This window comes from Halothece sp. PCC 7418, from assembly GCF_000317635.1.
Taxonomy (GTDB): domain Bacteria; phylum Cyanobacteriota; class Cyanobacteriia; order Cyanobacteriales; family Rubidibacteraceae; genus Halothece.
This window is the reverse complement of record NC_019779.1, coordinates 3,905,054-3,918,756: the sequence shown is the minus strand read 5'-3', so window position 1 is coordinate 3,918,756 and position 13,703 is coordinate 3,905,054. Positions and strand designations below refer to the sequence as shown.

The following is a 13,703-nucleotide window of genomic DNA, read 5'->3' as shown; positions in this document are numbered from 1 at the left end:
ATCATTCGCGACGGAGACGACTCATTTATGTCCACTTCTGAGAGTAACCAAAATCTAAAAGTATTAGGGCTAGCAGCAACTCAAGGGCGGTGGCTGCTGATTCCTTTAGGAATGACTGTTCTCCTCTGTTTAGGAACGGTTTATTCTTGGAGTATTTTTAGAAATCCCCTAGAAACAGAATTAGCCCTCAGTGCAACAGAAAGTTTGCTCCCTTATACGGTTGCCTTAGTGTTTTACGCGACGTTTATGCCCATTGCAGGGTTTTTAATGCCTCGGGTGGGAACAGTTCGCATGACTGCGATTGGGGGGCTAACCGTGGGCTTAGGCTATGTTCTCTCTAGTTTTGCACAAAATATCATTTTCTTAACCTTGACTTATGGGGTGATTGTCGGAATGGGTGTTGGTATTACTTACGGTGTCCCGATGGCAGTGGTTGCCCGTTGGTTTCCTGATAAAAAAGGCTTAGCCGTGGGGTTGACCATTGTTGGCTTTGGCTTGTCGCCTTTGATTACCGCCCCTCTCGCCAAGAGTCTGATTGATCGCTATCAAGCACGACCGACTTTATTGATTTTAGGGATTGTCTTTACCTTCATTATCCTCGCGATCGCGCTAACTTTAAAATTACCTCCGAAAAATTGGCAACAACCGAGATCGGTGGCGGAAACAACTGCGGTTCCCAAGCCTGTGAATTATCCCCCTCACTTACTCAAAAGTCCCTCTTTTTACGGGTTATGGATCTGCTATACCATCGGAACCTTTGTCGGCTTAAGCGCGATCGGCATTTCTAGCCCAGTGGGGGAAGAAATGATTGAAATTAATGCTGATGTTGCTGCAACTAGTGTTTCTCTGTTTGCTTTGTTTAATGGGCTCAGTCGTCCTCTCTTTGGCTGGCTGAGTGACCGTTTTCCCCCGAAGTTTGTCGCGATCGGCTCTTACACCCTGATTTTAATTGCTTGTATCATGATGGCAAATGCTCAACCTGGACAAGTGGCTACATATCTGATTGCGTTTTGCTTATTTTGGTTCTGTTTAGGAGGATGGCTTGCCCTTGCGCCCACAGCGACGTTACGCTTATTTAACCCTGATGACTATGCCCAAAATTATGGGATTGTCTTTACTGCTTATGGGGTTGGGGCTTTAATTGGTACGCTCGTTGCAGGACAAATTCGAGACTGGTTTGGCAGTTATACCTATGCCTTTTATCCCATGGGAGGTTTAGCCATTGTGGGCATTATTATTGCTAGTTTGATGTTAAAGCGGGATGTTCGCGCGGGTGAAATCAGTAATCTATCCTAAGCTCAGCCCACTCATTGTCACTCCTGTTCGTTTAATGGGAGAATGAAGATTGCTCCTCATTTTTATTGATTAGCTCATGTCCAAAACTGTTGCCGATGTAATGACAGCGAATCCTGCTGTTGTTCAACCTGACACTCCACTGAAAGAAGCGATCAAAGTGTTGGTGGAAAAGAAAATTAGCGGTTTACCCGTGGTCAATAAAGACGGGAAATTAGTTGGGGTGTTGTCAGAAGCAGATTTGATGTGGCAAGAAACAGGGGTGAATCCCCCGCCCTATTTCATGTTTCTGGATAGTGTGATTTACTTGGAAAATCCTGCACGGTATGAAAAAGAACTCCACAAAGCACTGGGACAAACCGTAGAAGAAGTCATGACCGATCGCGCGATCTCCATTACAGGTGACCGCCCGTTAAAAGAAGCAGCCCACCTCATGCACAAGCGAGAAGTCCGTCGTTTACCCGTTTTGGATGACGAGGGAAAAGTGGTGGGAATTATCACTAGAGGAGATATTGTCCGCACAATGGCAACTGAATAATCCTCATATCAATTAAATCCATCTCACACCAATCAGGAGTTAAGTTTATGCCACGCACCCCAGATGAGTATGCCGTTTATTTATTTTTAGCGGGTGGTCATCGCGAAGAAGTTCGTTTTCCCACCATTCAGGATTTTCAAAAATGGTACAAAGGGGAATTAAAGCCCAATGGGGACTCTAATGATTTTATTAGTGTTCCCATTAAAAATATTCAAGGGGAATACATGGTGGTGCGTCCTTCTAGCATTCTAGCGATTCGCGTTGAACCGTTGTTTGCGGGGAGTGTGGAACGATTTTAATGATGAAATCTTTACTGGTGAGTCTGTCTGTGGGGTTGGGGGTGGCTTGGTCTGCTTTACCCGCCCTGAGTTTCCCGTTAGAACAAGTCTCGTCCCAACAGCTTCCCTCAGATTTAAATTTAGAGGCAAAATGGGAAGATAAAGCGGGTCTTTTGAGAGCCATTAACCAGAGTTTGCGCTATCTCGATACCCCTAGCGCCAGAGAGGCTTATGCTGACTATCCTGTTGAGGGAATCACGCGCGATCGCGCTTATCGGTCTTTGGTTCGCTTTCGACAACTTCTCCGCACTTCACCCACCCCAGAAGCCTTTGCAGCAGCGATTCAACAAGAATTTGCCTTGTATCAAGCCGTAGGACACGATCAACAGGGAACCGTTCATTTTACTGGGTATTTTGAGCCCGTTTATGCAGCCAGTCGCATTCCCACCTCTGAATATCGTTATCCCATTTATCGCTTACCCAAGAACTTTAAACAGTGGTCATCTCCTCATCCCACTCGCAGACAACTAGAAGGGAGGCACGGAGAAGGCAAAAATAGCCCCTTAGCAGGCTTAGAAATTGCTTGGTTGCGCGATCGGTTAGAAGCCTTTTTAATCCACGTTCAAGGGTCAGCACGGCTAAAATTACAAGATGGTCGTCTTCTCTCGGTTGGCTACGCTGGAAAAACCGACCATCCTTACACCAGCATCGGTGGTGAATTAGTCCGAGATGGCATTTTCCAACGGGATGAACTGTCTCTTCCCCGTTTAATCGCTTATTTTCAGCAACACCCTGAACAACTCAACACTTATCTCCCTCGCAACCAAAGTTTTGTTTTCTTCCGAGAAACTCAAGGCGCACCTGCTACAGGGAGTTTAGGTGTTCCCGTCACCGCAGAACGGAGTATTGCTACAGATAAATCTCTGATGCCACCAGGGGCGTTAGCACTACTACACACACAATTCCCTGAAATGACACCAGAGAATAAAATTCAAACCCCACGGGTCAGTCATTACGTTTTAGATCAAGATACGGGTAGCGCGATCCAAGGGGCGGGACGAGTGGATATTTTTATGGGAACAGGGAAAAACGCTGGACGAAAAGCTGGCATTGTGGACTGGACAGGACAACTGTATTATCTATTTTTGAAAGAGTAAGCTGTTACGCATTTAAATCAAAACATCAGGAATTACAAAACCATTGCAGTGCGACCATCTTGGTCGCTGAATCATCCCAAGTTAAATGTACATGAGCTTAATCAGGCTTCACCTAGGCAATAGGCATTGACGCTCTCCCGTTAAATCAAAGATTATAACGGGAGATTCTTGCTTCTACTCCACTTAACTAGACAGTCTCAAAAATGAAACCATCCCCGTCAGACCGAATCCACAAGCATTTTAGTTTTACTTCCACGAGCCGTCCGACCGCAGAAGGATTTGAATCTTTATGTTTGTTGTGATGACCTTGCACTTCACAGCTTCAAGTTGGTCGAGACCCGTCACCATTACATTTTCAAGGGTGATATTTGTCGCGAGGTACTCTCTTGGGGAGGTCAGTCCCTGAATATCTTACGCGCACTACCGCTTCTTCCATGCTATCACAATTTAACACAATTAAGGATGTCAAACACAGACTTTTTTTTGTTGGGCGCGATTCATGAGGGGCTGTGGGGCGAATCGCATTCGCCCCCTTGAAAGCCCCGTCTACCCGTTAAATCTCTTGGGAGATTATAACGGGAGTCCTCTCGCGCCATTTAAGATAGAAAGTTCGTAACTGGTCACTGATCACTGGTCACTGATTCCCCCTCCCCAGCATTTCTACTTATCGAAAAATCCGTTAAGATAGCAGGGCATTGATCACCCAAGTTATCCACCGAGTTGGGATGACTTGCTTACAATCGAATTAGCGAGCAAGGAGTTTTGATTTTGACCCAAATCGTTTATTCACCATCCACCCAGCAAACTAAAATTGAATTACCCCCGTTACCAAAACAGCGTCCCTTGTTGTTGATCGGTCATGGCACAAAAGACGAACAAGGGCGACAAACTTTTATTGATTTCGCTGATGCTTACCAGCAGTTAGATCAGTCTCGTCCTGTCATTCCTTGTTTCTTGGAATTAACAACCCCCACCATCGCCGAAGGAGTCGAACAAGCCGTAAAACAGGGCTACACTGACTTTTCTGCATTACCAATTTTGTTATTCGCAGCTAGACATAACAAATTTGATGTCACCAATGAATTAGACCGCGCCCGAGAAAATCATCCTGGTATTACTTTTAATTATGGGCGACACTTTGGCATTACGCCGAGTATTTTAGACCTGTGGCGCGATCGGCTTGCGGAATTAGATTTACCCGAAAATAATCCTCACAATATCCCTCGTTCTGAAACCGTTTTACTCTTTGTGGGACGGGGTTCGAGTGACCCTGATGCCAATGGCGATGTTTGCAAACTCGCCCGCATGGTGTGGGAAGGAAGTGGTTATAAAACAGTAGAAACCTGTTTCATTGGCATTACCCATCCCCGCCTCGAAGAAGGATTTAATCGCGCTCGTTTTTATCAGCCAAAACGGATTATTGTCTTGCCTTATTTCTTGTTTACTGGCGTTTTAGTGAAGAAAATCTTTGATATTACCGCCCAGCAACAAGAACAATATCCTGATATTTCCATGACTTGTTTACCCGAAATGGGAATTCATCCCAATCTCTTACAAGTCTTGAGAGAACGGGAAATTGAAACCCAAACTGGGGAAGTTAAAATGAATTGTGAAATGTGTAAGTTCCGTCTTGCAGCAGGGAATGGAAACGCAGGTCACGGACACAGCCATGATCATGGACATCACCACCACCATCATCACGACCATGACCATAACCATGAACCTGTTGATCCCTATGCAGATGTGGAACAATATCATAATAAAATTTGGCAAGCCCCCTAGGGAACAGTAACTTGTACCGATCCCCCCAACCCCCCTTACCAAGGGGGGCGAACGGGGGATTATCGGGATGAAAAAGAACGAAGGACTAATGACCAATGACCAATGACCAAACATTACATCAAAACAGACTATTGCTGGTGTTGGGTTTCGTTACCTCAACCCAACCTACGTTTTCTACAGTAATGACTAAGGACGAATGACCAATGACAACTGACAAAACCTTTTCTGTCGGTGATAAAGTTAAATTGATAGATTCACCACCCTATATCAAAACAGCGGAACCGATGCCCATGTTGCGCCCGCCAAATGTGGTAAAAGTGGGAGAAGAAGGAACGATTTTAGACCGTCGTCCAGGAGATTATTGGGCTGTTCGGTTTAATAAAGGAGCATTTTTATTAGAAAGTCGTTACTTACAATCTGTAAACACAGATGAAAGTGCTTCTCATGTTGAGTCTCATCTGGATACTGATTGATTATTTTCCCGTCGCCACCACGCCCGCACGAGTTTAATTTGTTCGTAACTGTATTCTTCTCCGAGTGCTTCTCGAATCGTTTTTAACGAATCATCCCCCACTTGATTAATCACTTGCCAAATCACTTTTTGATCCGATTCGGGAACAAATTGTTCTAATTTTACAGGCTGATTCATTTCAATGAGTTCACATAAATGATCATTAATGGTGCTGGTTCTCATTCCTCTCGTTTCAGCAATATCTTCGATACTATATCCTTGTTGGGCGAGACGAAGCGTTTTCATTTTGGTTTGCGAAGGAACAGGAATCGGTAAGCGTTTTTCTTGTAAAAAAGATCGAATTTCCGAAATAAACGCCTCTCCATATTGATGCAGTTTATGTTCTGTTACTCCAGAAAAATCAGCTAGTTGATCCAAATGTTTGGGTTTAATTTGTGCCATTTCTCTTAAGGCTTGATCAGAAAAGATCATATAGGGGGCGGTGCTTTGTGTATCGGCAAGCCACTTCCGTTTCTTACGCAGTCGGATCAGTAATTGCTGCGTTTCAATATCGAGAGTATTATGACTTTTTCTCTTTTGGGAAGAGGGAAGAACGGCAATATAAACGGTGCGTTTTTGGCGTAAAATTTCCCAACTGCGCTGATTTAATTTCAAAACGCGATAACCATCTGTAGTTTCAGCGAGGAAACCTTGATGCAGCAGCGATCGCGCTAAGTTTCGCCATTCTTCTACGGTTTTATCTTTGCCAATGCCATAAGTTGAGAGTAAATGGTGTCCGTTTTGCTCAATTTTTTTATTCTTAGAACCTCGTAAAATATCAATAATATGACTCATGCCAAATCGTTCTCGACAACGGGCAACACAAGATAAAAATTTCTGGGCTTCAATCGTCCAATCTTCAATGGGTTTCGGGTTTAAACAATTATCACAGTTCCCACAATTTCCTGCAAAATGTTCGCCAAAATAACTGAGTTGAATGGTGCGCCGACAGTCTGTTCCTTCTGCATAATCAATGACTTTTCGCAGTTGTTGTCTGGCTAGACGTTGGGATTTTTCATCTTCTTTTTGGGAGATAAAATATTCAATGGTATGGATATCTTTTGCCCCAAATAAAAGCAAACATTGGGCGGGTTCACTATCTCTCCCAGCGCGTCCCGCTTCTTGATAGTAATTCTCTAAATTTCGCGGTAAATCATAATGAACCACAAAGCGAATATCAGGTTTATCAATACCCATGCCAAAGGCAATGGTTGCTACCATCACTTGCACATCATCTCTTAAGAAACGGGTTTGATAATCACTGCGATTGCCATCACTCATTCCCGCATGATAAGGGAGTGCAGAAATCCCATCTTTTTTCAGACGAAAGGCAACTTCTTCCACGCGACGACGGCTAAGACAATAGACAATTCCAGACCCCGTTTGATGACGAATAAATTTGAAGAGTTGATTATAATGTTGTCGTTGTTTCGGTTGGACTTCGTAATATAAATTGGGGCGATCAAAGCTGGTAATTTGAACTTTCGGTTGATCTAAAGTAAGCTGATGAATAATGTCACTGCGAACACGCTCAGTTGCGGTTGCCGTTAGCGCGATCATCGGGATTTTTGGAAAGAGAGATCGTAAGGTTTTTAACTGGCGATATTCGGGTCGGAAATCATGTCCCCATTCGGAAATACAGTGGGCTTCATCGATGGCAAAAAGGGATAATCCATGCTTTTCTTGAACCGCTTGTAGGAAGGTTTTACTTGCTGGACTCACTAATTTTTCAGGGGCAAGATAGAGGAGTTTCATTTCTCCATTTAGAATAGAAAGACGGCGCGATCGCGCTTCCTCTGCGGTTAAACTACTATTTAAAAAGGTCGCAGCAATGCCATTTTTTTGTAAGGTTTCCACTTGATCCTGCATCAGCGCAATCAACGGCGAAACCACCACCGCTAACCCAGGTTTCAGCAAAGCAGGAAGCTGATAACACAAGGATTTCCCGCCACCTGTGGGCATCACCGCTAACACATCTCGTTGCTGATAAACTGCTTCAATAATCGCCTTTTGTCCAGGGCGAAATGTTTCATAACCAAAGTATTGTTTTAAGGCAGTTTCCAATTCAGACATGACAGTTAGCAGTTAGTAGTGACCAGTAATCAGTGACCAAAGAACAAAGAACGAATGACTAATGTAAAACAGTTTTCCATTGCATTTTTCCTTGACAAGATGGACATTCCATTAGTTTTTTCTCCTCCGAATTTAAAAAATAGTGCTTACCTTGTCGGGTTTGCCATGCCCACCCTACGACTACTGTAACTTTACTTTTCCAAAATGGTATTATGATCACAATCGAGTTTTCTAGGAGCTTATTGTTATGATCAATAGCATAAAATGTCAGAGGTAGCGCGATCGCGAGAGAAGAAAATGCAAGTAATACACAACAAATCTAAACACTGGACGACTGCCGATCTTGAAGCATTAGATTATGATGAATGGCTGCGCTATGAGATTATTAATGGAGAATTATTTGTGACCAGAGCGCCCCATTGGAATCATCAGAAAACTTGTACTAATCTTGTATTTGCGCTCAAAAGCTGGTCTAACACAAGTGGCTTAGGCGAAGTTGTCACTAGTCCTGGTATTATTTTCTCTGATGCTGATAATGTGATTCCTGATGTGGTTTGGGCGAGTACAGAAACCTTGGAAAACTATCTCGATGAAAAAGGTCATCTTGTCTCTGCACCTGAATTAATTATCGAAGTTCTTTCTGAAGGGAAAAGTAATGAAAAACGAGATAACAAAATTAAATTAGACTTGTATTCTGAGCGGGGAGTTCGTGAATATTGGATTTGCGACTGGCGCGATCGAGCAATTACAATTTATCGACAAGAAGAAAATATACTCAAACCCGTGAAAACTTTATCAGAACAAGACACCTTAACCAGCCCATTATTACCAAGTTTTAGTGCAAATGTATCAGAGTTATTAGCAAGATATAGCGTTTCTTAGTCTGTTGAGGTACAAGGCAAGTCGGTGGACGTTCATGGTTCATGGTTCATGGTTCATTGATTAACAACCAACAAATAACAAATAACGAAGAACAAAGAATCAAAATTTAGAATGTACCTCAAGAAGCGTAACAACTGCTATATATCCTTTGAAGACTTAATGATGACTCAACTCTTGCTTCAAGCGATAAATGATCGTATCTCCATCGACTTGCGAGAGAATATCTTTAATGACCGTACTCGGACCTAATGGGCCCCAACTACAGCCCTGTTTCAAGTATTCTTGTGCTGCTTGTCCGACGGTATAAGCCCCGTAACCCGCGATCGCGCCCTGAGTGGCTGCTAACCCCGCATAAGATAAAATTGCACTAGGACTGCCCCAACTAGCTCCAATTAAAGCACTGCTTTTCCCTAAACCAAATAAGGCACTGGTGCCAATTTCACCAAATAATAAGGTTCCGGAACTAATCAAAATCCTCCGCCACAGTTTCCCCGCTTCATAGCTGGTCATGGGTAAGCCATAAAGTCTCGCTAAGCCCCGAATTAACGCCAAATCAGCAAATGTTCCGCCGATGAGGTCAAAAATGGCAATAGGATTAACCGCAACCGCGATCGCCTTATATCTGGCGTAATCCCAAATCAAGGTTTCTGCTTCTTCTTGACGCAAGCAGATGGTTTCTTCCGCGAGATGAGTCTCAGCCGTTTGCGCTTGTAGGAGGGCATTTAAAGCCAGCAGCGATCGTCCTTCTCGGTTTAAGATATCTAAAATGGCTTCCTTGAGGGCTTCCACTTGCGGGGGCTGTTCTTCCCGTTCGTAGCTAATTTCCCCATTGGCTTGCTCTACCCGCACATACATCGGTGCAGGTTCCGCCGAAACCATGACAATTTCTCTGGGGGATAACAGTTGTTCTAAGGCTTCCTCTTCTTTCCCCGTTCCCAGTTCCCGCAGTTGTTCGTAAATCACTTGTCGATCTTTATCAGGATAGAGATCTACTTTGTTAAAAACTAATAAAATGGGCTTTTTCGCTTGTCTTAATTCACAGAGGGCTTGATACTCCGTGCGGGTGATATCTCCAGCGACGACAAACAGAATTAAATCCGCTTGTTGCGCGATCGTTTGCGCCATTTGGGCCCGTTCTTCCCCTTCTACCTCATCTAAACCAGGGGTGTCGATTAATTCAATTTGGACTTTCCCACTGGAGGGAGTCCAACGAATGGTTTGGGGCCACCGGGTTACGCCATGAACCGGGCCTGTGGTCATCACTTTTTTACCCACTAGCGCATTGATGACCGCTGACTTTCCTCGACTCACTAAGCCAAAAGTAGCAATGCGAATTATAGTTTCATCGAGCTTATCATAAGCTGCTTTGATACTCTGTAAGTCTTCTTTGACGGCTGCTTGCAGTTCACTATTGGGAGGAGACGAACCATGACGACGGGCGTTCCCATACCACGATAGTGCTTGGGAGAGACTGGCTCGGGCTTGGTTAAGATGGGTTTGCTGGGAAGAAGAATTTGCTGTCATTACAACAACTAAGAGGGTTGGGGATAACCAATCACAATTCTATAATAAGCTGTTGATTTTTCTTGCAGGATCAACCAGTTGGGACACATTGATGCCTACAATTGATCAAGGAAAACGAATCCTTGTTTTACAAAAGTAATGTCACAACCTACGATTGAATCGATCTTAGAAGAAAAACGTTTGTTTTCTCCCTCTCAGGAATTTGCAGAACAAGCGCATATCAAAAGTCAAGCGGAATACGAAGAACTCTATGCAGCAGCAAAGGAAAATCCAGAGCAATTCTGGGCTGATTTAGCTGAACAAGAACTGGATTGGTTTGAAAAGTGGAATCAAGTCCTCGATTGGCAACCCCCTTTTGCGAAATGGTTTGTCGGTGGGAAACTGAATATTTCCTACAACTGTTTAGATCGCCACCTCAGCACTTGGCGCAAAAATAAAGCAGCTTTAATCTGGGAAGGAGAACCAGGAGACTCGCGTACCTATACCTATGCCCAATTGCATCGTGAAGTTTGTCTGATGGCAAATGTTTTGAAGCAGTTGGGAGTGCAAAAAGGCGATCGCGTGGCGATTTATTTACCCATGATTCCTGAAGCCGCGATCGCGATGTTAGCCTGTGCCAGAATTGGTGCACCTCACAGTGTCGTCTTTGGTGGCTTTAGTGCCGAAGCCCTCAAAACTCGTCTGGTGGATGCAGAAGCAAAGTTGGTCATCACTGCTGATGGCGGTTTCCGCAAAGATAAAGTCGTCTCCCTGAAACCAGAAGTGGATAAAGCCATTGCCAATAATGGTGCGCCCAGTGTGGAAAATGTCCTCGTTGTGCAACGTACCGAAGAAAAAGTCCAGATGGAACCAGGGCGCGATCACTGGTGGCACGATCTCAAAGCAGGGGTTTCCGCCAATTGTCCGGCGGAAGTGATGGATAGTGAAGATCTGCTCTTCATTCTCTACACTTCTGGCACAACAGGCAAACCGAAAGGGGTTGTTCACACCACAGCTGGATATAATCTCTATACCCATACCACTTTGAAATTTGCCTTTGACCTGAAAGACACGGATGTCTATTGGTGTACTGCCGATGTTGGCTGGATTACTGGACACAGCTACATTGTCTATGGCCCCCTCTCTAATGGGGCAACTACAGTCATGTATGAAGGCGCACCTCGTCCGTCTAATCCTGGTTGTATGTGGGATATTGTAGAAAAATATGGCGTGACCATTTTCTATACCGCCCCCACGGCAATTCGCGCGTTTATCAAACAGGGAGAACATTATCCCAACGCTCGCGATTTATCTTCCTTGCGATTATTAGGAACAGTGGGCGAACCGATTAACCCTGAAGCCTGGATGTGGTATCACCGCATTATTGGTAAGGAAAAATGCCCCATTGTCGATACGTGGTGGCAAACGGAAACTGGGGGCTTTATGATTACACCGCTTCCTGGTGCAATTCCCACTAAACCTGGTTCGGCAACCTTACCTTTTCCTGGCATTCTCGCGGATGTTGTTGATTTAGATGGCAATCCCATCAAAGCCAATGAAGGGGGATATCTCGTGGTTAAACATCCTTGGCCTGGCATGATGCGGACGGTTTATAAAGATCCTGATCGCTTCCGTCGCACCTATTGGGAACATATTGCGCCCAAAGATGGACAATATTTCTACTTTGCTGGTGATGGCGCACGGAAAGATGATGATGGTTATTTCTGGGTCATGGGTCGTGTTGATGATGTCATTAATGTCGCGGGACACCGCCTCGGAACAATGGAAGTGGAATCAGCGCTTGTTTCTCATCCCGCCGTTGCAGAAGCTGCTGTTGTCGGACGTAAAGATGAGGTGAAAGGTGAAGAAGTCTTTGCATTTGTCACCCTTGAAAGTGATTATGAAGGGAGTGATGCTTTGACCCAAGAATTAAAACAGCACGTTGCCAACGAAATTGGCGCGATCGCGCGTCCAGGAGAAATTCGCTTTACCGATGCTATGCCTAAAACCCGCTCTGGCAAAATCATGCGCCGTCTTTTACGAAATTTAGCTTCTGGCGAAGAGGTCGCTGGGGATACCTCCACCTTAGAAGATCGCGGTGTTCTAGATAAACTCCGTGGCGGTTAAAGGATGATTGAACTCTCCACGGATTAAAATCGCGTGGATTCCAAACGTTGCTTCGCATGATAGACGGGGCTTTCAGGGTGCTGAAATGAATTCAGCACACAGCCCCTCCTAAAGCCATAATGCTTCGCGTTTTTCGTTTGGAGTTCCAAAGATAAAATCTCTGGGGCAGGTTCAAAGCTGCTCTACAGACCTTGGCTAGGACTAATCCTAGCTGTATCTCTACTTTTCGGAGGATGTTTGCTGCTGCGTTTGCATCGGCATTTACAATTCTTCCTTTTGAATCTTGATAGCACCCTCTGGTCACTCTTTGTCCTGATGGTTGCCACCTTTCGGGTTTTTCACCAAAAGTCGGTAGCAAATCACGGTCTAAGAACGAGGCTTTTGAGGTATAAGACTCTTCAGTTTCTACAAACTCAATACCGTGTTCCTCTGCTAACTGCTGAATCCGATTTTTTAACTTAGCTGTGGGAATTTGTACAAAGTTTTGATTATTCTTTCGTCCGATATTGACTCCTTGACGTTGACCTTTATTCCAACCGAAAACGATGATTCCTATATCTTTATTAAGGCAATAGTTAATCACCATTTTCGCTGCTTTATTAACAGCATCTCGGATTTGACGGTTTCGTTTTTCGGTGATTCTAGCTAACTCAAAGTCCCAATAACCTTGAGGTTTTCCCTCCTTAAGAGAAGACACTCGACGGTTATAGTTCTGATTGAGAGATTTAAGTTTTCTCCCATCAATGATAAAAGACTCTCCAATGGTGGAAACGCAAGTTAACCAGTTATCAATACCAGAATCAATACCAAGAGCTTCTTTGGAATTAATATTTACTTCTGGTTCAAGTCTTTCATACACCCATTCGATATAAAACTCTCGGTTTCTAGGAAGGATTCTTAACTCTTTAATGCTTTCCCATTCAAGATTAGAAGGAAAAGGAACAAAAAATTCTGAGAGACCGAACCATGTCTTAATCGTCTTCCCTAAAGGAACTCTAACTTGACCGCTTTTTAACTTCAGAGCTTGTTTTGGGTAGGAAGTAACCGCCATTCCTCCTTTATCTCTATAGGTTGGGAGCTTAGGGTGGTCACTAATTTCTCCTTTGAAAAACGCTTTCCTTAGACCTTGAAAAGACTTAAATGATTCAACGACACTCCTTAACACTTGTTGAGCGCACTGAGAGTGCAAAGCCTTAAAGTTGACTTGTTGTTTCAACGCTTTTTCTAGATCATATTTACCAACAATTTTTTTCTGTTCAAACCATTGTTGACGAGCTAAATAGATTCCACAATTGGTTAGATTGTTGGCAGTGGAGCAGATATGTTCAAGGACAGGTATTATCTCTGAATTAAATTTAACTCGATTCTGTTGGCATCCGTACATGGTATATCATTTAATCGGTTATAATAATTATAACATAAATGAATCCAGTGGGTGACAATGCAAAAACAAAGACTGAGTATGCGAGTAGAAGTCTCTAGAATCGAAAAACTACGACTATACGCAAGGTATAAACGAAAAACTATGACCCAACTAGTTGAAGACTGGATTGATACAC

General features: G+C 43.9%; 12 protein-coding genes. 9 read left to right on the top strand and 3 right to left on the bottom strand.

The window, feature by feature from the left end:
- Positions 1–27: 27 nt before the first annotated feature.
- From PCC7418_RS17900 to sipA, 6 genes are all read left to right on the top strand, one after another.
- Positions 28–1,296 (top strand): OFA family MFS transporter, encoded by a 1,269-nt coding sequence (locus PCC7418_RS17900; RefSeq protein ID WP_015227597.1) that lies wholly within the window; start codon positions 28–30, stop codon positions 1,294–1,296.
- A gap of 76 nt (positions 1,297–1,372) precedes the next feature.
- Positions 1,373–1,831: a CBS domain-containing protein gene (locus tag PCC7418_RS17895; RefSeq protein WP_015227596.1), complete on the top strand. Its 459-nt coding sequence runs from the start codon at positions 1,373–1,375 to the stop codon at positions 1,829–1,831.
- A 47-nt stretch (positions 1,832–1,878) separates the two neighbouring features.
- Positions 1,879–2,130 carry a hypothetical protein gene (locus tag PCC7418_RS17890; protein ID WP_015227595.1) on the top strand — a complete coding sequence of 84 codons (252 nt, stop codon included), beginning with the start codon at positions 1,879–1,881 and terminating at the stop codon, positions 2,128–2,130.
- A 2-nt stretch (positions 2,131–2,132) separates the two neighbouring features.
- Entirely contained in the window at positions 2,133–3,266 is a 1,134-nt protein-coding gene (locus tag PCC7418_RS17885; protein ID WP_041596795.1) for a murein transglycosylase A, read from the top strand.
- 768 nt (positions 3,267–4,034) lie between these two features.
- Positions 4,035–5,048: a sirohydrochlorin chelatase gene (locus PCC7418_RS17880; protein ID WP_015227593.1), complete on the top strand. Its 1,014-nt coding sequence runs from the start codon at positions 4,035–4,037 to the stop codon at positions 5,046–5,048.
- Positions 5,049–5,251: 203 nt separating this feature from the next.
- The gene (sipA, locus tag PCC7418_RS17875) at positions 5,252–5,521 is read left to right on the top strand and encodes a regulatory protein SipA (RefSeq protein WP_015227592.1); all 270 of its coding nucleotides are present in this window, start codon (positions 5,252–5,254) and stop codon (positions 5,519–5,521) included.
- On the opposite strand, the gene recQ is transcribed toward sipA, so the two are convergent.
- Positions 5,503–7,632, bottom strand: a complete 2,130-nt coding sequence (recQ, locus tag PCC7418_RS17870; RefSeq protein ID WP_015227591.1) for a DNA helicase RecQ — start codon at positions 7,630–7,632, stop codon at positions 5,503–5,505. The two genes, sipA and recQ, sit on opposite strands and share 19 nt — an antisense overlap.
- Positions 7,633–7,686: 54 nt before the next feature.
- On the opposite strand from recQ, the gene PCC7418_RS21195 reads away from it, so the two are divergent.
- Together PCC7418_RS21195 and PCC7418_RS17865 are read left to right on the top strand one after the other, a co-directional pair.
- Complete coding sequence (locus tag PCC7418_RS21195) at positions 7,687–7,821, top strand: hypothetical protein (RefSeq protein WP_255348267.1); 135 nt, start codon at positions 7,687–7,689, stop codon at positions 7,819–7,821.
- 108 nt (positions 7,822–7,929) lie between these two features.
- Positions 7,930–8,514: a Uma2 family endonuclease gene (locus PCC7418_RS17865; RefSeq protein WP_015227590.1), complete on the top strand. Its 585-nt coding sequence runs from the start codon at positions 7,930–7,932 to the stop codon at positions 8,512–8,514.
- A gap of 156 nt (positions 8,515–8,670) precedes the next feature.
- On the opposite strand, the gene PCC7418_RS17860 is transcribed toward PCC7418_RS17865, so the two are convergent.
- The gene (locus tag PCC7418_RS17860) at positions 8,671–10,038 is read right to left on the bottom strand and encodes a GTP-binding protein (protein WP_015227589.1); all 1,368 of its coding nucleotides are present in this window, start codon (positions 10,036–10,038) and stop codon (positions 8,671–8,673) included.
- 138 nt (positions 10,039–10,176) lie between these two features.
- Here PCC7418_RS17860 and acs point away from each other — a divergent pair, with 138 nt between their 5' ends.
- On the top strand, positions 10,177–12,144 hold the full coding sequence (acs, locus tag PCC7418_RS17855) for an acetate--CoA ligase (protein WP_015227588.1): 1,968 nt from the start codon (positions 10,177–10,179) through the stop codon (positions 12,142–12,144).
- Between the two features lie 91 nt (positions 12,145–12,235).
- Here acs and PCC7418_RS17850 read toward each other — a convergent pair whose 3' ends face one another.
- Positions 12,236–13,528, bottom strand: a complete 1,293-nt coding sequence (locus tag PCC7418_RS17850) for an RNA-guided endonuclease TnpB family protein (protein WP_015227587.1) — start codon at positions 13,526–13,528, stop codon at positions 12,236–12,238.
- Positions 13,529–13,703: the final 175 nt, after the last annotated feature.

Excerpts from the sequence above, each read along its gene's own strand:
- PCC7418_RS17850 (WP_015227587.1), bottom strand. The coding sequence starts at position 13,528 with ATGTACGGATGCCAACAGAATCGAGTTAAATTTAATTCAGAGATAATA.
- PCC7418_RS17895 (WP_015227596.1), top strand. The coding sequence starts at position 1,373 with ATGTCCAAAACTGTTGCCGATGTAATGACAGCGAATCCTGCTGTTGTT.
- recQ (WP_015227591.1), bottom strand. The coding sequence starts at position 7,632 with ATGTCTGAATTGGAAACTGCCTTAAAACAATACTTTGGTTATGAAACA.
- PCC7418_RS17890 (WP_015227595.1), top strand. The coding sequence starts at position 1,879 with ATGCCACGCACCCCAGATGAGTATGCCGTTTATTTATTTTTAGCGGGT.
- PCC7418_RS21195 (WP_255348267.1), top strand. The coding sequence starts at position 7,687 with ATGACTAATGTAAAACAGTTTTCCATTGCATTTTTCCTTGACAAGATG.
- acs (WP_015227588.1), top strand. The coding sequence starts at position 10,177 with ATGTCACAACCTACGATTGAATCGATCTTAGAAGAAAAACGTTTGTTT.
- PCC7418_RS17885 (WP_041596795.1), top strand. The coding sequence starts at position 2,133 with ATGAAATCTTTACTGGTGAGTCTGTCTGTGGGGTTGGGGGTGGCTTGG.
- PCC7418_RS17860 (WP_015227589.1), bottom strand. The coding sequence starts at position 10,038 with ATGACAGCAAATTCTTCTTCCCAGCAAACCCATCTTAACCAAGCCCGA.
- sipA (WP_015227592.1), top strand. The coding sequence starts at position 5,252 with ATGACAACTGACAAAACCTTTTCTGTCGGTGATAAAGTTAAATTGATA.
- PCC7418_RS17900 (WP_015227597.1), top strand. The coding sequence starts at position 28 with ATGTCCACTTCTGAGAGTAACCAAAATCTAAAAGTATTAGGGCTAGCA.
- PCC7418_RS17865 (WP_015227590.1), top strand. The coding sequence starts at position 7,930 with ATGCAAGTAATACACAACAAATCTAAACACTGGACGACTGCCGATCTT.